At 49.1% G+C, this 17642-nt stretch carries 14 protein-coding genes; 10 read left to right on the top strand and 4 right to left on the bottom strand.

The window, feature by feature from the left end; genetic code table 11:
• Positions 1 to 53 precede the first annotated feature (53 nt).
• The 3 genes from VN105_RS23630 to VN105_RS23620 form a co-directional block, all read right to left on the bottom strand.
• Positions 54 to 1607, bottom strand: coding sequence for a DUF6770 family protein (locus VN105_RS23630; RefSeq protein WP_325644868.1), 1554 nt, complete (start codon positions 1605 to 1607; stop codon positions 54 to 56).
• 33 nt (positions 1608 to 1640) lie between these two features.
• Positions 1641 to 2954, bottom strand: a complete 1314-nt coding sequence (locus tag VN105_RS23625) for a M48 family metallopeptidase (RefSeq protein ID WP_325644866.1) — start codon at positions 2952 to 2954, stop codon at positions 1641 to 1643.
• Between the two features lie 131 nt (positions 2955 to 3085).
• The gene (locus tag VN105_RS23620; RefSeq protein WP_325644864.1) at positions 3086 to 3922 is read right to left on the bottom strand and encodes a phosphatase PAP2 family protein; all 837 of its coding nucleotides are present in this window, start codon (positions 3920 to 3922) and stop codon (positions 3086 to 3088) included.
• A gap of 97 nt (positions 3923 to 4019) precedes the next feature.
• Here VN105_RS23620 and VN105_RS23615 point away from each other — a divergent pair, with 97 nt between their 5' ends.
• From VN105_RS23615 to VN105_RS23570, 10 genes are all read left to right on the top strand, one after another.
• A complete protein-coding gene (locus tag VN105_RS23615) occupies positions 4020 to 4775 on the top strand; it encodes an MBL fold metallo-hydrolase (RefSeq protein WP_325644862.1) in 756 nt (251 codons plus the stop codon).
• Positions 4776 to 4821: 46 nt separating this feature from the next.
• Positions 4822 to 5424 (top strand): RNA polymerase sigma-70 factor, encoded by a 603-nt coding sequence (locus tag VN105_RS23610; protein WP_325644860.1) that lies wholly within the window; start codon positions 4822 to 4824, stop codon positions 5422 to 5424.
• Between the two features lie 68 nt (positions 5425 to 5492).
• Positions 5493 to 6626, top strand: a complete 1134-nt coding sequence (locus VN105_RS23605) for a FecR domain-containing protein (protein ID WP_325644858.1) — start codon at positions 5493 to 5495, stop codon at positions 6624 to 6626.
• A gap of 270 nt (positions 6627 to 6896) precedes the next feature.
• Complete coding sequence (locus tag VN105_RS23600) at positions 6897 to 10322, top strand: SusC/RagA family TonB-linked outer membrane protein (protein ID WP_325644856.1); 3426 nt, start codon at positions 6897 to 6899, stop codon at positions 10320 to 10322.
• A gap of 11 nt (positions 10323 to 10333) precedes the next feature.
• Positions 10334 to 11725, top strand: coding sequence for a RagB/SusD family nutrient uptake outer membrane protein (locus VN105_RS23595; RefSeq protein ID WP_325644854.1), 1392 nt, complete (start codon positions 10334 to 10336; stop codon positions 11723 to 11725).
• Between the two features lies 1 nt (position 11726).
• Positions 11727 to 12875 carry a TlpA disulfide reductase family protein gene (locus VN105_RS23590; protein ID WP_325644852.1) on the top strand — a complete coding sequence of 383 codons (1149 nt, stop codon included), beginning with the start codon at positions 11727 to 11729 and terminating at the stop codon, positions 12873 to 12875.
• Positions 12876 to 12882: 7 nt separating this feature from the next.
• Complete coding sequence (locus VN105_RS23585; protein ID WP_325644850.1) at positions 12883 to 14691, top strand: TlpA disulfide reductase family protein; 1809 nt, start codon at positions 12883 to 12885, stop codon at positions 14689 to 14691.
• A gap of 41 nt (positions 14692 to 14732) precedes the next feature.
• Complete coding sequence (locus VN105_RS23580; protein ID WP_325644848.1) at positions 14733 to 15449, top strand: DUF92 domain-containing protein; 717 nt, start codon at positions 14733 to 14735, stop codon at positions 15447 to 15449.
• Between the two features lie 78 nt (positions 15450 to 15527).
• Complete coding sequence (locus VN105_RS23575) at positions 15528 to 16106, top strand: Crp/Fnr family transcriptional regulator (protein ID WP_325644846.1); 579 nt, start codon at positions 15528 to 15530, stop codon at positions 16104 to 16106.
• A gap of 70 nt (positions 16107 to 16176) precedes the next feature.
• A complete protein-coding gene (locus VN105_RS23570) occupies positions 16177 to 17253 on the top strand; it encodes an NADH:flavin oxidoreductase (RefSeq protein WP_325644844.1) in 1077 nt (358 codons plus the stop codon).
• A 69-nt stretch (positions 17254 to 17322) separates the two neighbouring features.
• On the opposite strand, the gene VN105_RS23565 is transcribed toward VN105_RS23570, so the two are convergent.
• The gene (locus tag VN105_RS23565; RefSeq protein WP_325644842.1) at positions 17323 to 17592 is read right to left on the bottom strand and encodes a hypothetical protein; all 270 of its coding nucleotides are present in this window, start codon (positions 17590 to 17592) and stop codon (positions 17323 to 17325) included.
• Between the last annotated feature and the right edge of the window lie 50 nt (positions 17593 to 17642).

Raw genomic sequence — 17642 nt, 5'->3', positions numbered from 1 at the left:
AAATCAGCGAAATCAGTGTAATCAGTTTAATCCTGAGTCAGACAAAACCCGGGTTAGCTGATCTTTTCCAGGTGTATATCAATGCGCTTATCTTTCTTAAAGTATTCGAAGATCATAACGGAGCCTGGTTTGGCTGGGAATACCTTTAGCTTGCTGGTTTTGGATTTCAGTTTTATTTTATCCTTTGTGAATTTCCCGGCACTGTAGTGGATGGTATTAAATGTTAAGCCTTTGTAATCGCCGCCCCGTTCATAGTCGCTATAACAAATGGAGAAGCTTTCCTTCTCGTTGTCGCTGGTAGTGAAATCATAGTCGAATGCGCCAATGCTTTTAAGCATAAGGGCTACTGCGTGCTGACTAACGTAATCGGCAACAGAACCAATGGTGGCGGGGTTATTGGTTTTATTGTAAATCTGGGCGCCTGTAACATTGAATTGCTCATCAAATGTCATTACCACCATATCGGTAATGGTGATTTTGGTGGCTCCGATTCCTGCATCGGTTCCGGCTGCCACCATCGACAGCGCTTTTAAAGCAGTACCGCCGGCGCTTATTTGTCTTTTGTAGCCTTCGCCTACCACGGTGAGTTTACCATCGGCAGTTAATATAAGGTTGTGGATGCAGAGGTATCCTACTTCATCGATCTTTCCTTTGCCGGTAGTGTGGAGATATTTGGCAAAATCTTTTTCCCAGCTATTGTATTTTTTTGAGATGATCTTTCCCGCTGTATTTATTTCATAAATAGCGAGACCTTTGCTGGCAGATTTTACTACGTTATCGTCCTTGTCGCAATAAGTGCCCATTACAAGAAAAGTGCCGTCGTCTTTGCGTTTTACACTGGTAGGCAGCAGCCGGTATTCATCTTTATCTCCATCAATATCAAATACGAGTTTCTTTGTTACAAAGTTGATCCCAACCAGGTGAGCGTTCATATTGTTGCTCATCAGGCGTTTCCTGCTGAGTACCTGCAGGATGATCAGACTGTCGGTATTGCCAAGGTATTCAGCTACCGAGAAACGCTGGTCGTTATCCGGGATATATTTCCAGGAAGATTTTTTGGCTGATCCGTAGAAGTCAACTTCATACGTAAAATCTTTTCCATCCCTTACCGGCATAATGGTGGCGTAGCCTTTTGCACCTACATCGAACACATTCTGGTTGCCGCCTTCTTCACTTGAGCGGCCCTGGCTCATCTGTTCCAGGAAGGCTTCTGTTTTTTTGGAGTATTCACTGGCATAGGTGTATTTAAGTTTACCTTCGAGCGAATAGATCTTCATGGTCAGCGTTCTTTCTTTTTCATCCTGGAAAAGAAAAGACAGGCTGTTGCCGTTATACGCGGCTTCGAGAAGATTTATTTTTTTGTTGTCTTCAAATTTAAGGTCCCTTACTTTGTTGAGATTTTCGTCCAGGATCTGCAGTGTATATTCATTGGTCTTCCTGTCTACTTTATCGCTCTGGTAGAAAAAGAAATAGCCTTTGATCTGCTGGTTTTCCTTAATAGTGCCGCTGTTGCGCAGGTAAGAGGAATATACATTTTCGATAGATAATTTGTTCTGCGACCTGGATACAGTCCATCCGGTAAGCAGGAGCAGTATAACTGCTGACATTTTCTTGAGCATCATTTCAAGGTTTAGGCGTTATTATTGAATGAATTGCCGGGATCTGTCAAGCTCCCGGGTAAAAGCGGTATAGGTGTTCAGTATAGGTTGATATGTTTTAAGATAATAAAAGCTGATGGCCGGAAATTCATCAAGACCCAGGTTTTGGATCATTTGCAGCAGTACGTTGTAATTATCGCTGAAGTCCGGTGAGGGCAGGTCGATATGTTTTCCCAGTACATGCGCTTTTTGTGCTTCATAGCAACTGTTCAGCACTTTCCCGATATGTGTTACAAGGAAGGGATCATCCGGGTGTTCCTGTAGCAGGGAAATCGCGTAATAGAGGCTAAGGGTGTACCGGTCATTTTCAAAAGCGTAATTCACCACTTCATATTTAAATGCCTGTTGCAGGGAATCAAAGGCGGCTTTATTGATGAGGTTCCACGCGGTTTGAGTACCGGCATTTACTGTTCTTTCAAGCAGTTTTATGCGCTGGCGGCAATCGGGATGTGTTTTCAGGGAGTCGATAGATTGCTGGTCTTTTTCCGGTTGCAGGCTGCTGCCCAGCAATCCTTCCCGTTTGGCGATCCATTTTTTCCTGAAGGGATATGCGCTGGCATTGAACAATTGCTGCAACCTGGCACTGGTGTTCATAGTGTCTGTATCTACCGTATCCAGCAGGGCAAGTACGGTTAAAGCGCCATTGGGGTTGAAGCGGGTGTTTTGCAGGAAAACCAGTCCCATTGAGTCGGCCTGGGATTCATGATCCCTGCTGTGGCGACGGCTATTAAAGGTAATGCCCTGTACCAGCTTATCCAGTTGTTCCCGTTTGCCATATTCGGAGGCCTTGATTTTCCGCAGCTCCTGTTGCATGTCTTTCCCGTTCATGGTATTTACATAACGGGCAATACTGTTTTCGCTATGTTGAAGATAATAATGCGCCAGTTCATGACACAATACAAAAGCGGCCTGGCTTTCGTTTTCCAGTTGTGTGAACAATCCCATGTTAAACAGGATAATACCTTCACCGATGTAGCTTGCATTGGGTACCCCCGAGCGGGAGAAAAAGCATTGTATCTTCCTGTTCCGCAACAGGGGATTTGTTTTTACAATTTCCTGCAGCAACTGATCAAGATATTCCCTGGCGTCGGTGGCTGTATAGATCTCTTTTTTATCAAATTTTGATTTGATGTTTTCCCGGCGCTGATCATAAATAACCCGAAATTCCTTTTTATATTTTGGAGGAAGGGTGGCCAGGGTAGATTGGTACGCTGTTTCAAATTGTTGCTCCAGGGTAGCGAGCAGTTGCCCGTTTGGCGGTATGGGGCTGAATGCCTTTACCTGCGCGTGCAGCATAGCGGAGCAATAGAAAAAGCAAAAAAGGCAAACAATACAGATCCGTGCCAGAGGCCGGAAACCAGGGATAAACATATTTGACATAGCGTTATAGGCGAAGCTAAATTAGCTATTTATTTCCAATTTCCACATTACGGCGCCATTCTCAGCTGCAGGGCTTTCTTATGCTCCAGTTCCCGGTGGTGCCTGAAAACGCTTTTTGTTACAAAATGGCCCAGCGCCAAACCAACCCATACATCGCTGCTCCAGTGCCGGTTCTCATACAGGCGGGTAGCGCCGGTGAGGCCGGCAATGCCGTAAGATACCCATGGTACCCAGGGATGATCTTTTCCATATAACTCTGCGAAGGCGGTGGCTACAGTCATCACGGTGAGGCTATGTCCCGAAGGGAAGGAGGTGTGGTGTTTATCTTTACTGAAAGGCGCGTTAAAACTAAAAGGAGAATCATAATAGGTAGGACGTCCTCTTCTTACAATACTTTTCAGGGTAGCATAAATGGCCGTGGAGATGATCAGCGATTTGGCGGCCATGAGCCCGCCATGCTCCAGATTGCGGTCTTTTATAATAACGCCCGCCACATACATGCCTGCTACAATATAGGGTGAATAGGCGTTGCCAAAGGGTTCTATCTGGTCGGTTACGCTGGTAACAAAATTGGACTGGTGACGCACAAAGAATTGCTTGGTGCCATAATCCCCTGCCAGTAACACACCGGTTACGCCCGCAACTACCCCCAGCCGGATGTAGTCTTTTTTCTGCCAGTGCGCAGGGCGGGCTACAGTGTATTTTAAATCCTGCCAGATGCTGCCCAGGTAAACACCGTTTATACGGTACCGTACCAGGGTATCGCCCGCTTTGATATTTGTATGATTACTGTCTGCCGGAATTACGGGCAGGCTGCTGCCGGACTGCGCCTGTACACGAAAAGAAAAAATAACCAGTAAAAGGAAAATAAGCCGGAATCCCATCAGTTTAAATACTTTGCAGAGAGCACGAATGTAGTATTTTTTTAAAGAGGAGCAGCGCCGGAATTGTTTAACTTTAGGGCTATAATCATCAGCATTTATGAGAAACTGTTTCTTCGCACTTTTATTATTGCTTGCCACCGGCAATGCCATGGCGCAAAGAGTTGCACCGGATGTGATTTCCACCTCCAAAGGCCAGCTTACTATCCAGCCCGTTAACCATGCGGACCTCCTGTTGTCCGTGGCGGGTAAAACCATTTACGTGGATCCTGCAGGTGGTGCGGAACCGCATAAGGGTCTGGCGGCGCCGGATATCATCCTGGTAACGGATATTCATGGCGATCATTTCGATCCCGCCACTATCAATGCCCTGAAAACGGCCCGCACACTCATTATTGCGCCGGCAGTGGTAACTGCTAAACTGGAAGGTATACCTGCCGCCCAGGTGATCTCCCTGAAAAACGGTGAATCAAAAAAGGTAGATGGAATTTCCATTAACGCCATCCCGATGTACAATCTCCCGGAAAGCGCCACTGCCATGCATACCAAAGGCAGGGGTAACGGGTATGTATTAAAGGTAGGAGGTAAAACCATCTACATCTCCGGCGATACCCAGGGCATCCCTGAAATGAGGGCGCTGAAAAATATTGATGTGGCCTTCGTTTGTATGAACCTGCCCTATACAATGGATGTAACCGAAGCAGCAGATGCCGTACTGGCCTTTGCACCAAAAATAGTGTATCCGTATCACTACCGCGGTAAAGACGGGCTCAGTGATGTGAATAAGTTCAAAAGCCTGGTGGATGCGGGTAACAAAGGAATTGAAGTAAGGCTGCGCAACTGGTATGCGAAATAATTGGGGCTTTCTTTCTACTTTTATCCCCTTAACCAATCTATTGTGAATGATAAATTACGCTGCCCTTGATGATGCATCGCTGTTGGAGTTGATGAAGAAGGATGATCAGGAAGCCTTTACCATTATTTATAATAAGTACTGGTATCCGCTGATGCAGCATGTAATGAAAGCGGTAAGGATCTATTCGGAAGCAGAAGATATTGTCCAGGAAATATTTGTTTCTATCTGGAAAAACAGGGCCCGCCTGGAAATCCGGGCGGCCCTTAGTACCTACCTGTTTAACAGCGGCCGCTACATGGCCATCAGGAACATTGAAAGGAACGTTACCCGTTCCAATTACCTGCAACGGTTGTCTGATCAGATAGACAACGGCGGGGCGCCATCCCCTGAAACCCTCCTGCATATGCGTGAACTGGAAGAGAGAATAGAACAGGCCATTGAAAGCCTGCCGGAGAAAATGAAGGAAATCTTTAACTTAAGCCGGAAACAACAGTTGTCGTACCGTGAAATAGCAGCGCAGTTAGGCGTTAGCGAGGAAACAGTAAGGAAGCAGATCAGTAATGCGCTTAACCGGCTGCGCACACAGGTGGGGTATGCTCCTGCGGGACTTATTTTCCTGCTGTCTGTAATACCGCATATCCAAAGCTGAAAATTTTTTCCTTCCATCTACCACTATTCCTTCCCTCACGTCACTAACTTAAAAGGAAATGTATTGCCATGGATAAAAATGAGGCGGTAAACCTGTTGAACAGGTACCTGGAAGGCCGCTGCACCCCGGAAGAACAGGTGCAGGTAGAACAATGGTATGCCGGTTTGCTGGAAGAATCCGGCTGGAGTATGGAAGGCGCCCGCAGGCTGGAAGCGCAGCAGGCCATGAAGCAGCGGATCGACCGGCAGCTGGGCTTTACACAGCCCCGTGTTCTGTGGCAACGCAACTGGGTGCGCTATGCGGCCCTGCTGTTTTTCCTGGCTGGTGCATCCGCCTTGTTCTTTTTAAGGAAACAGCCTAAGCCGGAGCCTGCACCGGTGGCGGAAATTATGCCCGGAGGCAATAAAGCGATACTCACACTGGCGGATGGTAAAACTATACCGCTGGACCAGGCCGCAGAAGAAAATATTGCCCAACAGGGCAATAGCCGTATCAGCAAACGGGCCGGGGGGCAGCTTGTATACCGGGCCGGCGTTACAGGTGGTAATGAAGCCGTTACTTATAATACCCTCGCCACGCCAAGGGGAGGCCAGTACCGGCTGGTATTGCCCGATGGCTCTGAAGTATGGCTGAATGCACTGTCGTCCATAAAATTTCCCGCCACCTTTACCGGTAATGAAAGAAAGGTAAGTATTACGGGAGAAGTATACTTTGAAATAGCTGCCAATGAACGGCGACCTTTCCAGGTGTCCGTAGCTAACAGCAATACCCGCATAGATGTATTGGGTACCCACTTTAATATCAGCGCATATGCCGATGAACCGCTTATCAGAACCACGTTACTGCAGGGAAAAGTGAGGGTAAGCAATGAAGGAGCGGTATTACTGCAACCGGGGCAACAGGCGGTACTGGGCAGCGGGGCGGGACAACACCCGGTATCCCTGCTGAAAGACGCCGATACAGAGGCCGCCGTTGCCTGGATGAACGGCTATTTCCAGTTCAACCAGGCCGATATAAAAACAGTGATGCAGCAAATTGCACGCTGGTACGATGTAAACGTAAGCTATGAAGGGAAGATACCAGAAAGGAAATTCAGCGGGGAAATTTCACGCGCTTCCAATTTGTCGGAGGTGTTAAAAGGATTGTCTGTCAGCGGCGTTAATTACAGAAGAGAAGGCCGGAATATTATTATTGTTCCATAAGTATATTTTAAATCAACCATTATGAAACATCAGCCAACATGCCACGACCCTGCAGGGTATTGGTAGCGGCTGCCCATTAAAAAACCGGAAGTGCCCGAACACTCCCGGTGTATGAGTGGGTTTGCCAACAAAAAAACGTGTGTGAATTTTTATTTCTCTACCCAATCCAAAATTATGAAATTATTGCTTATACCGGTCAACTCCGGTATCGGGGTCGTTTCCGGCTTTATCCCGCTTTGCCGTTCACGCCTTCTCAAAATTTTATGGCTTATGAATAAGATCGCTTTTTTGATGCTGATAGCCTTGCAGGTTGCTGCCGGCAGCTATGGACAACAGGTGAGCCTTTCCCTCCGTAAAGCGCCATTTCAGCAATTATTCAGGGAAGTAAAAAAACAAACCGGGTATGTTTTCTTTTATGATGATGCCCTGCTGCAACGGGATGCCACCATTACCGTATCGTTGCATAATGTACCGCTGAAAGTGGCGCTGGACAGCTGTTTTAAAGATCAGCCCTTTACCTGGGAAATGGTGAATAAGAATATCTACCTGCGACGTAAGGCAACAGCCGGTCCGCTTCATTTGCCCACCGCTTTTGCCTTACAACCGGTAACCGGTAAAGTACTGGATAATGCCGGCCGGCCGTTGCCACAGGCCACCGTGAAACTGCTGCCACTGGGCAAGGGCGATATTACAGACGAAACCGGAAGTTTCAGTTTTAAGGATATTCCCCCCGGATCTTATGTACTGGAAATTACTTCCGTAGGATATGAGCGCTTTACGCTTCCCGTGGAAGTGGGCAATAGCGAAGCGTTACAGCTGGGCAGCCTGCAGTTAAAATTGTCGGTAGCAAAGCTAACGGAAATAACCGTGGTGAATACGGGTTACCAGCGCCTTCCCCGTGAACGCGCTGCGGGATCTTTCAGCGTCATCAACCAGGCAAGCCTTGATAAAAGAAGCAACTTTAATATCCAAACCTATTTGCAGGGCCAGGTACCGGGGCTGCTTACCAATACAAACGGCAGCATGACCATCCGCGGCACAAGTACTCTGCATGCGGATGCCTCGCCGCTCATCGTGATAGACGGCTTCCCCGTAGAGCGGGATCTGAATACCATCAACCCCAACGATGTGGAAAGTATCACCGTATTGAAAGATGCATCTGCCGCTTCTATCTGGGGGGTAAGGGCTGCCAACGGCGTAATTGTGATACAAACAAAAAGAGGCGCTACCTCCCGCAAATCGCTCGATGTGAGCTTTAATTCTTCTGTGTCCATTTCGGCAAAGCCCGACCTGTCGAAGCTACCCCTTGCTTCTTCATCTTCCTTTATAGGTTTTGAAAAATATAAGGTAGATAATAAACTCACTACTTTTTTCGGCAAGCCGCGCAATGCGCTTACCCCTGTTGCAGACGCCTATCTTAATAACCCGGCGAATGCAGACCACATCGCTGATTCACTGGGCCGGTATAATGCCTACGATGATTTTAACCGCCTGTTTATACGTAATGTCCTGCGGCAGCAATACGGCATTTCCATCGCCGCAAAAGGGGAGAAGAGCAGCACCCGTGCTTCATTTAACTACGATAACACGCCTTCCTATATGAAAAGGACCGGTGATGAACGCTTCTCGGCCGACCTCTTTCAAACCGCCGCCATCACGAAGCAACTGCACCTGGATATGGGCATCAACTTCGTGATGATCAACAGCGCTAACAACGGCCTGGCGCTGGACGATATGTCGAAATTATTGCCCTACCAGCAATTGCTGGATGCCAACGGCAATTACCTGCCGCAGCCGCGCACATTTTACCAGGCCGATAAAGACGCTCTTGTAGCAGCGGGCTATCCCTATAACTGGGATTATAACCTGGTACAGGAATTTCGTAATCACGATGATATAACACGTAGCCGCAACATTACCGCTATAGCCGGGATTACTTATCTCATTTCAAAAAGCCTTGCGTTTAATACCTCTTACCAGTATGAAAATTATGGCAGCACCAATACCGTGCTGCAGAATGAAGAGCTGTATGATGTACGCAACCAGGTGAACTTTTCCACGATAATTAAAAATGGTATGCCTGTAAGCGGCCTGCCCAAAGGAAGTATTTACAGCCTGGCGGAATCAAAGCTGCAAACACATACGCTGCGCAGCCAGCTGAAATTTGACGGTGACCTGGGAAGCCCGCTCCATCAGCTCACTGCCATTGGCGGCCTGGAAATACGCGAAGTGAGCGGCAACTCTTCCAGCCAGGTAAAGTATGGCTATGATCCCGAAACGCTGCAGTTTGCCAACCTGGATTACATTAACGGCTATACGAATATCCTGGGTAGTAAAGTATATATCCGCGATGCAACTGCTTTTACAGATACAAGGAACCGCTTCGTTTCCATATACTCCAACGCCGGGTATACTTTCAATGATAAATATTCCGTAAACGCGTCTGCACGGCTCGATAAAACCAACCTGTTCGGCTCCAGCAACAAGTACCGCAATGTATGGTTATGGTCGTCTGGGGTAAGCTGGCAGATGCATAAGGAGAACTTTATGGACAACAGCCCGTTCAGTACACTGATCCTCCGGGCTACCTATGGCATTAACGGCAACGTGGATCGCAGCACCAGTCCCTTTCTCATTGCCAAGGTGGCGAAAGATCCGCAAACCAATCTTAATTACGGTTACATCTCCAATCCCGCCAACCCTTTACTGCGATGGGAGAAAACTACCGTTACCAATATTGGAATCGATTATGCATTAAAGAACAATCGCCTTAAAGGGAGCATTGAATACTACCGCCGCTACAGTACTGATCTGCTGGGCGATGCCATCATCAATGGCACCTATGGTTTTAACAGCGCGTATGTAAACTATGCCAGCATGCGTAATAAAGGGCTGGATGCCACCATCTCCGCGCTGATCGTGAACCGTGCCGTAACATTTACCACCACGCTGAACTATAGCTATAATGCCAATAAAGTAACAAAGGTGGATTTTCCCAACCAAACAGTGGGCGCCTATACCGCCGGAGTGGCACAGGCCGGCCTGCCGCTGAACTACCTGTATAGCTACCGCTGGGCAGGATTAAGTAACACCGGCGCCCCGCAGGTATATGATGAGAAGAATAACGTAACAGGCTATACGAAAGAAATGAACAACACGGCGGCACTGGTGTACCAGGGCACTACCATACCGCCGCATTACGGTGGATTGTTCTTCGATGTTGGCTACAAAGGCTTGATGCTTACCGCAGGATTTATTTATAAAATGGGCAGCCATTTCCGTGTTCCGCAGCTGCAGTACACGCCGCTGTTTGAGAATGTGGCCCAGGTACATAAGGACTGGGACCAGCGCTGGCAGAAACCAGGTGATGAGCAGCATACCAATGTACCGGCCATGCCGGCCAGTCAGACGGGCTTAAATATTTACGACAGCTATACGAGGAATGCGGATATTAACGTAGCTACGGCATCGGCTATACGTTTTAATGAATTGCTGCTTAACTATACGCTGCCGAAACAACTGGCTTCCGGGCTGCATGCAAACCGGATCAACCTTGGTTTACAGGCACGGAACCTCGGCGTATACCTGTTCAATAAACAGAAAATTGATCCGGAATATGCCACCGATTTGAGTACAGGTAATTTTCTATTGGCGCCTCCCGCTGAATTTACATTCAGTATCAAGGCTAATTTCTAAAAACCAGACTGATGAGAAAGATATGCTATTTCCTGGTGTGTGGATGGTTCATGACCACTGCAGTTTCCTGCAAAAAATATCTCGATATAAAACCCAAAGGGGCCTTTATCCCGGAGAAAACATCAGACTACCGGTTGTTGCTGGACGCAACGTCTGCCACTGAAAAGTCGAACGGGTTTTTTACTTCCTATGGCATGGATGTTATGCTGGATGATGACATGTCCATCAATCCCTTTTCCTTAACTTATTATAACGCCAATGCATTAAGCGCTTTCCGCTTTGCGGAGCACATTTACCTGGATTATGAATCGGATAAAGACTGGGAGGCAATGTACAACCAGGTTTACACCACCAACCTGGTTATTGCACAGGTGATGGATTCCAAAGGCGGTACAGACGCGCAGAAACGGCAGCTGATGGCGGAAGCAAAAGTGCATCGCGCCTATGCTTATTTTATCCTGGTGAACCTGTATGCCAAACAATATACCGTGAGTACCGCCGCGGCTGATCCGGGTGTGCCTATACGAAAAGGACTTGATTTTGAAGAGTTGTTGCCACGGGCCAGTGTAGCCGAAGTATATAGTTTTATTTCGGAAGATCTGAACAGCGCAATACCCGATTTGCCCGCTACGCCCGACGCTGCCGCCACCAACAGGCCGGTAAAGCCCACTGCATTTTCATTGCTGGCCAAGGCAGCGCTGTTTAAAAATGATGCAGTCGCTGCATATGCCAATGCGGATTCGTCGCTGAAGTATTATCATACATTGGTGGACTATAACACCCTGCCGCCAAATGCCGCTTACCCGGATGTATTGCAGTACCCCAATAATTTCCAGAACAAGGAAACACTGATGGAAAAAACAGGCCCTATGCTCAGCCCTGTTTGTTATGCTTCTGCCACTTTGCTGGAGATGTATGATGCCGCCAATGATTTGCGTTACGGCACATATTTCTTTAATGATGCCGCTTTCGGGCTCAACTTTGGCCGCTTCAGTAACGAATGGGCGGGGCGGCAACCTGCCAAAGGTCCGTCTGTTCCCGAAACATACCTGATCCGTGCGGAAAGCAGTGCCAGGCTGGGCAATGCAGGCAACGCCATGGCCGATATCAACCTGTTGCGGAGCATGCGCTATAAAACAGGCAGCAATTATACAGTCAGCGCCGGCAGCCCGGCGGAAGCGCTCACTGTTGTAAAGGCGGAACGCAGAAGGGAAATGGCTTTCCGTGGCAGCCGCTGGTTCGATATACGCAGGTATAATACGGTGGATAATGCCGGTATAACAGTAACGCATACACTCAGCGATGGCACATTCACTGTAGCGCCCAATAGTAACAGGAGCACATTGCCCATTGGCAGAAAATATATTGCATTAAACCCGGAAATCATACAAAACCCAAGATAACATGATCCACATACGCAACAAAAAGTACCAGCCCATGATCTTTGTCATGGCGCTGGCCGCCTTCCTCTTTGCTTTTAAGTACGGTGGCAAACCGCCGGTGTTCAACCTGAACGGTGAACTGAAAGAGGCAGAAGGATTAGAAATAAAGCTGGTACGCGATCCTTATGGCGACAATGAAACCCTGGCTGCAGATACAGTGCGCAACGGGCATTTTCACCTGCAATGCCCCGTAAAGGAAGTAATGAATGTTTCGGTGGCTTATCGCCGCAATCGTGAAACATTTCACTATCCCGTGATCCTGGAAAATGGAAAGGTAACTTTCCGTGTTACTTCTACCGGTCTTTCACAGGTGACCGGCGCCCGCTATAATAACTGGATCCTGGGCTACCAACGGGATACGGCCTATATCCGTGCCGATAAAGCCTTATGGGAATCGCGGCAACCCAACGCGCCAAAAGTAGGTGAAGCGGAATGGGCATCCATACAGGTGTTCATGGAACGCTTTGATATCAGGAGCCGTTACCTGCAGCAGGTGCTCAACAATGGAAAAGACCAGACCGCAGCAGTGATCGCCGCTGTTTTGCTGGAGCTGGAACCCGATCGTACAAAGTCGATGACCATTGTAAATGCTGCTGCAAAGCATTTGGGCGACAGCAGTTTTATTGTCCGCACCGCGCGCAGGATGGACAAAGAGCAGGCGGCTACTATTGCCCGCCGCCAGGGAAAGATGATCAACGAACCGTTCATTGATTTCACTGTGCCGGCAGTTAACGGTGAAATGCTTCGTTTGGGCGACAGGGTGAAAGCCAGTAAATATACCCTGCTGCAGTTCTGGGCCTCCTGGTGCGTGCCCTGCCGGGCGGAAATACCGATGCTGAAGCAGCTTTATGCAGACTATCATACCAAAGGACTTGAAATCGTTTCCTTCTCCATGGACAACAGCCGCATTGCCTGGCAAAAGGCTTCCGCGAAGGAAAACATGAACTGGCCCAATGTATCGGACCTGCTGGCGGATAAAAGCCCGGTCATTAAAAGTTACCCGGTGCTGGGTATTCCGGCCAATGTGATCATCGATCAGCAGGGAAAAATTATTTCCTCCAACCTGATAGGTAATGAACTGGAGGAAAAAATAAAATCACTTTTCAGGTAAACGTTGTATGAAGAAATTATTCCTGGCCATATGCTGCAGCATTGTTTTACTGCATACATCGGCGCAATCAAGGGTACAATTGCAGGCGCCTCCGGCAGCAGGCCATTCCGTGAAAATGACATATGACCCTGCCGGAACCGCATTGGCGGGGGAGCAGCAGCTTACAGCAGTGGCAACATGGTTTGATAAAGACCGGCAGCTCAGTGAAGAAACAGTAACACTGCAACAGGAAGGGCAGCAATGGAGCGCCGCTATAACTGCGCCGGAAAAAGCTGTGTTGCTGCTGGTTACACCCACAGCCGGCAAAGCAACCGATGATAATAACGGGAACGGCCATATGTTCCCGGTGTATGCGGCAGGTAAACCTTTACCTTTTGCGTACTACCGTATGTCGGTGCTGGTTTCCGGCGCATCGCCCCTGAAAAAGGATCCTGCCAGGGAACTGCTGTACCTTAAAAAGGAGATAGCCGGTAACCCGGTTGCGGAAACGCAGTTAAGAAGCGTTTATTTCAATATGCTGGCCAATTCCCCCGAGCCGGACGATAAGGCCCTGCTGCTGCGTAAGCTGCTGGCCTGGAGAACAGATAATGAAGCCGAGCTGACGCTGAACCAGCGTTACTTTCTTTTTCTCGGGGAGAAGCATGCCGCCGATTCACTGGCGGTATTGTTACGCCGCCGGTTTCCCGCAGGTATGTTTGTGCGGGAGGAGCATATGCAGGCGGTGAACCGGGAAAAGGATTTTGGGAGAAAAGCAGCGCTGTTCAACCAGTTTATCAAACAGTTCCCCGAGCCGGCGGTCAAAGGTAATCCTGATTACCAGTATACCCGGCTGTACCAGGAAATGGGCAAGGCAGCCATTGAAAACGGGAACGAAGCAGCCGCTGAAAAGTATGTAGCGCAACTGCAACAGCGGAATGACAAAATTGCTTTCTTTGCGCAGACGGCGCGGTATTATCTTTCACAGCAGCAGCTGCCGGCAGCTGTGAAATGGGCGGAGCGTGGTGTACAGATCACTGACACCACTTCCACTTATGGCTGGGATGCTTACCTGGCGCTGGCCTCCGCCAGGCTGGAGCAACAGCAGTATGATAAAGGACTTCCACTGGCGGCTACCGCCTACGCACATACGAAAAGCAAGGACGCCGCCATCCTATATGTGAAACTGCTGATGGCAGCCGGTGAGCCTGCCGCAGCACAGGCCCTGCTGGAGAACGCTGTTCAGCGTGGCCAGGCTTCCGTGGAAATGAAAGCACAACTGAAAGCGCTGTACGAAAAAACCGGTAACGCATTGCCTTACCAGCAATACCTGGCGGGTTTGATGCCACCGGCAGATAATAAAGAAAAGCAATCGCTGAAGGAAAGTATGCTAAAAGAACCGGTGGCGGGTATCAGTTTGTTGGATACTGCAGGCAAGGCCGTACAACTGTCGGATTTCAAAGGGAAGATCGTAATACTTGATTTCTGGGCCACCTGGTGTAAACCCTGCATACAGTCGTTCCCCGCTATGCAGCAGGTGATGCAGCAGCACCCGGAGGTGGTGTTCCTTTTCATTGCCACTTTTGAAACCGGGGATGCGTTGCAGAAAGTAAAACAGTTCAGTCGTGAAAAGCAGTTTCCTTTCCGCTATTTAATGGATGAACCGTTGAAAGGAGAAAGCAATTTTAAAGCATTTACCCATTTCAGGGTGCCCAGTGTACCTTATAAAGTGGTGCTGGACAAAAAAGGGGAAATCCGTTTCCGTTCCGGCGGATTTGCCGGTAATGATGATGCCCTGATAACAGAATTAAATACGATGATCGGGTTGCTGGAAGAATAGATCCGGAACTACCGGATATTTGCATAGTTTTGCGGCTCGTTATGCATTTATCTTTTTTCTTCGAAGCATTTATTACACTGGCCGCTGTTATTGCTGTTGCTGTACTGTGTGTGAAAAAGCGCAAGCTTACTCCCGGCGGCGGCGTAATGGCGGCTGTTGTGGGCCTGCTGGTAACAGCCGGCGCCGGCTATGGCGGGTTATTATTACTTGGCGCCTTTTTTATAATGGGCGTAGCCGCCACCTCGCATAAGAAGCACCTGAAAATATTGCCGGGGCAAACCCACCCAGAGCAACGAACAGCAGGCCAGGTATTTGCCAATGGCGGAGCAGCTGCTATCATGGCTTTGCTGGCATTGTTAAACCCCGACATCGACGATATGTACCAGATGATGCTGGCGGCCAGCCTGGCCGCAGCAACTGCCGATACGTTATCGTCTGAGCTGGGCATGGTATACGGCCGTAATTTCTACAATATCCTCACCTTTAAAAAAGAAGCAAAAGGGCTGGACGGGGTGGTAAGCCTGGAAGGCACCCTGCTGGGCGCTGCCGGGGCAGGAATCCTGGCGTTGCTTTACGGTATCTGCTTTGGTATGGACGAAAGCGTATGGTTTGTGGCCATTGCCGGTTTTGCGGGCAACCTGGTAGATTCCTTGCTGGGGGCTACGCTGGAGCGGAAACACATCATTGGCAATGATGCGGTGAACTTTGGGAATACTTTGTTTGGGGCTATTACAGCCATGCTGCTGTACCTGTTGTAATAAAAGCCACTGTTTGCAGGTGGTAAGTGCGGCAGGATTATTCTTTGAAGCATTCCTGCACAGGGCTATCTTTGAAAAATGGACCTGCTGATCAACAGTATTCTTCAACATGTGTCGCTGAGCGATGCGGATATGAAACGTATTCCGGGGTATTTTGAATCCCAGCGCACCCGTCGCCGGCAGTTCCTGCTGCGTGAAGGCGATATTTGCCGGCACGAATTTTTTGTATTGAAAGGGTGTTGCCGCCAGTATGAAAAGGACGCCACCGGCAGGGAAAATGTATTGCAGTTCAGCGTGGAAGGCTGGTGGATCACTGATCTCGACAGCCTGCTCACCGGCGCCCCGTCCCTGTTCAATATTGATGTGCTGGAAGGAGGAGAGGTGCTGCGTATCACCCGGCAGCAGCTCGAACAACTCTTTAACGATATACCGGCAGTGGAGCGTTATTACCGCATTATTTCCCAGCGGGGCTATATTTCCCTGCAACGCCGTATCCTGTTGCTGCAAAAACCGGCTATAGAGCGCTACCGCGGCTTTGTAAACCAGTATCCTTTCCTGGAAACGCGCCTGCCGCAACACCAGGTGGCTGCCTACCTGGGGATTACGCCTGAATCACTGAGCCGTTTACGCCATAAGATCGCAAAGGAATCGTTATAGCCCCGATTTCTTATCATTTATCATTTTTCAGGGATATGGAAGTGCACAACTTTGCCCTAAAGTTTTACATATGAGCACACACCCGGTATTGGCGCCGCTTACGCTGGCGCAGCGAACCGTTAAGAACAGGATTGTACTGGCGCCTATGAGTCGTGCCAGCGCTACATTACAGGGCGTTCCCACAGCAGCCATGCACGATTACTATGAACGTTTTGCTGCCGGTGGTTTTGGGATCATTATTACGGAAGGTTTATATACCGATAGGGTGGCCAGCCAGGCATACCCGCATCAGCCGGGGTTAACAACGCCGGAGCAGGTAGCCGGCTGGCGGGAGCTGGCAGGGAAAATAAAAGGACATGGCAGTTTATTCATCGCCCAACTGATGCATGCCGGCGCTTTATCGCAGCATTTGCAGTATACGCTGGCGCCCTCCGTGGTAACGCCGCTGGGCCGTAAACTGCGCTCTTACGGCGGTGGCGATGGTCCCTTCCCGGTGCCCGCCGCCATGACGCATGCTGATATTGCCACTGCTGTGGCAGGATACGCCGCAGCGGCTGCCAACGCAGTAGCTGCCGGTTTTCACGGGATAGAGGTGCATGCTGCCAACGGCTACCTGCCTGACCAGTTTTTGACCTCCTACACCAACCTGCGGGAAGATGAATATGGCGGGTCCGTAGCCAACCGTTTCCGTATAATCGCTGAAATTATCAACGCTATCAGGCAGGTTGTTCCTCCGGGGTTTATTATAGGGCTGCGGTTGTCTGAAGGGAAGGTGAATAACTTCACTTATCGCTGGCCGGATGGCGCCGTTACGGCAACAGCGTTGCTGGAAGAAGTAAAAAAGGCAGTGCCGGATTACGTACACATTTCAGGCGAGGGCAGCACCTGGGAAAAACTTGGCGCCTATGCAAATGGGGAAACACTCACGGGAATGGCTAAACGTATAATACAGGTACCGGTAATTGCCAATGGCGGTATGGAAGAACTGGCTGTGGCAGGAAGGGCATTATCGGAAGGACATGCGGATCTTATTTCGCTTGGAAAGGCGGCATTGGCCAACCCCGACTGGCCGGCACGTGTGGCGGCAGGGAAGCCGTTCGTTGCTTTTGAGCGTGGAATGGCAGAGCCTTTTCCCCCGGTGCATTGATATGTTTCCGGGGCCTGATAATTTCCCGCTGGGGAAAATTTCTACCCTAAAAAGAAAAGAAGCGGCGGGTTATTCGCCGTTGTTCAACATCTCCAATTCAAGGAGTTTACTGCCTCCTGCAAAGTCTGCAGCTGCATCCGGGCACAGCACCATTCCCAGGGAGTTCATCATCCTTTGGGCAACAAGGTCTATATCTTCTGTAGTGGTAGCTAAAAAAGGCGCCTGGCTTTTCAAGCGCTGGATCAATGCATTTTTCTGGGCAACAGAAACATCTACCAGCTTATTAATTCTTTCTACAGCAGCTTTATATAATTCGTCGTAATAAAAAAGCATGTTCATGTCAACAGGTTATTTTGTATGGATCAAATGTAGCCCTTACCTTATAATCC

The sequence above is a fragment of the Chitinophaga sp. genome, assembly GCF_035564935.1.
Classification (GTDB): domain Bacteria; phylum Bacteroidota; class Bacteroidia; order Chitinophagales; family Chitinophagaceae; genus Chitinophaga.
The sequence above is the reverse complement of the archived record's forward strand: the minus strand, read 5'-3'. Positions and strand labels throughout refer to the sequence as shown.

Excerpts from the sequence above, each read along its gene's own strand:
- VN105_RS23625 (WP_325644866.1), bottom strand. The coding sequence starts at position 2,954 with ATGCTGCACGCGCAGGTAAAGGCATTCAGCCCCATACCGCCAAACGGG.
- VN105_RS23605 (WP_325644858.1), top strand. The coding sequence starts at position 5,493 with ATGGATAAAAATGAGGCGGTAAACCTGTTGAACAGGTACCTGGAAGGC.
- VN105_RS23630 (WP_325644868.1), bottom strand. The coding sequence starts at position 1,607 with ATGTCAGCAGTTATACTGCTCCTGCTTACCGGATGGACTGTATCCAGG.
- VN105_RS23600 (WP_325644856.1), top strand. The coding sequence starts at position 6,897 with ATGAATAAGATCGCTTTTTTGATGCTGATAGCCTTGCAGGTTGCTGCC.
- VN105_RS23570 (WP_325644844.1), top strand. The coding sequence starts at position 16,177 with ATGAGCACACACCCGGTATTGGCGCCGCTTACGCTGGCGCAGCGAACC.
- VN105_RS23575 (WP_325644846.1), top strand. The coding sequence starts at position 15,528 with ATGGACCTGCTGATCAACAGTATTCTTCAACATGTGTCGCTGAGCGAT.
- VN105_RS23595 (WP_325644854.1), top strand. The coding sequence starts at position 10,334 with ATGAGAAAGATATGCTATTTCCTGGTGTGTGGATGGTTCATGACCACT.
- VN105_RS23565 (WP_325644842.1), bottom strand. The coding sequence starts at position 17,592 with ATGAACATGCTTTTTTATTACGACGAATTATATAAAGCTGCTGTAGAA.
- VN105_RS23615 (WP_325644862.1), top strand. The coding sequence starts at position 4,020 with ATGAGAAACTGTTTCTTCGCACTTTTATTATTGCTTGCCACCGGCAAT.
- VN105_RS23590 (WP_325644852.1), top strand. The coding sequence starts at position 11,727 with ATGATCCACATACGCAACAAAAAGTACCAGCCCATGATCTTTGTCATG.
- VN105_RS23620 (WP_325644864.1), bottom strand. The coding sequence starts at position 3,922 with ATGGGATTCCGGCTTATTTTCCTTTTACTGGTTATTTTTTCTTTTCGT.
- VN105_RS23580 (WP_325644848.1), top strand. The coding sequence starts at position 14,733 with ATGCATTTATCTTTTTTCTTCGAAGCATTTATTACACTGGCCGCTGTT.
- VN105_RS23610 (WP_325644860.1), top strand. The coding sequence starts at position 4,822 with ATGATAAATTACGCTGCCCTTGATGATGCATCGCTGTTGGAGTTGATG.
- VN105_RS23585 (WP_325644850.1), top strand. The coding sequence starts at position 12,883 with ATGAAGAAATTATTCCTGGCCATATGCTGCAGCATTGTTTTACTGCAT.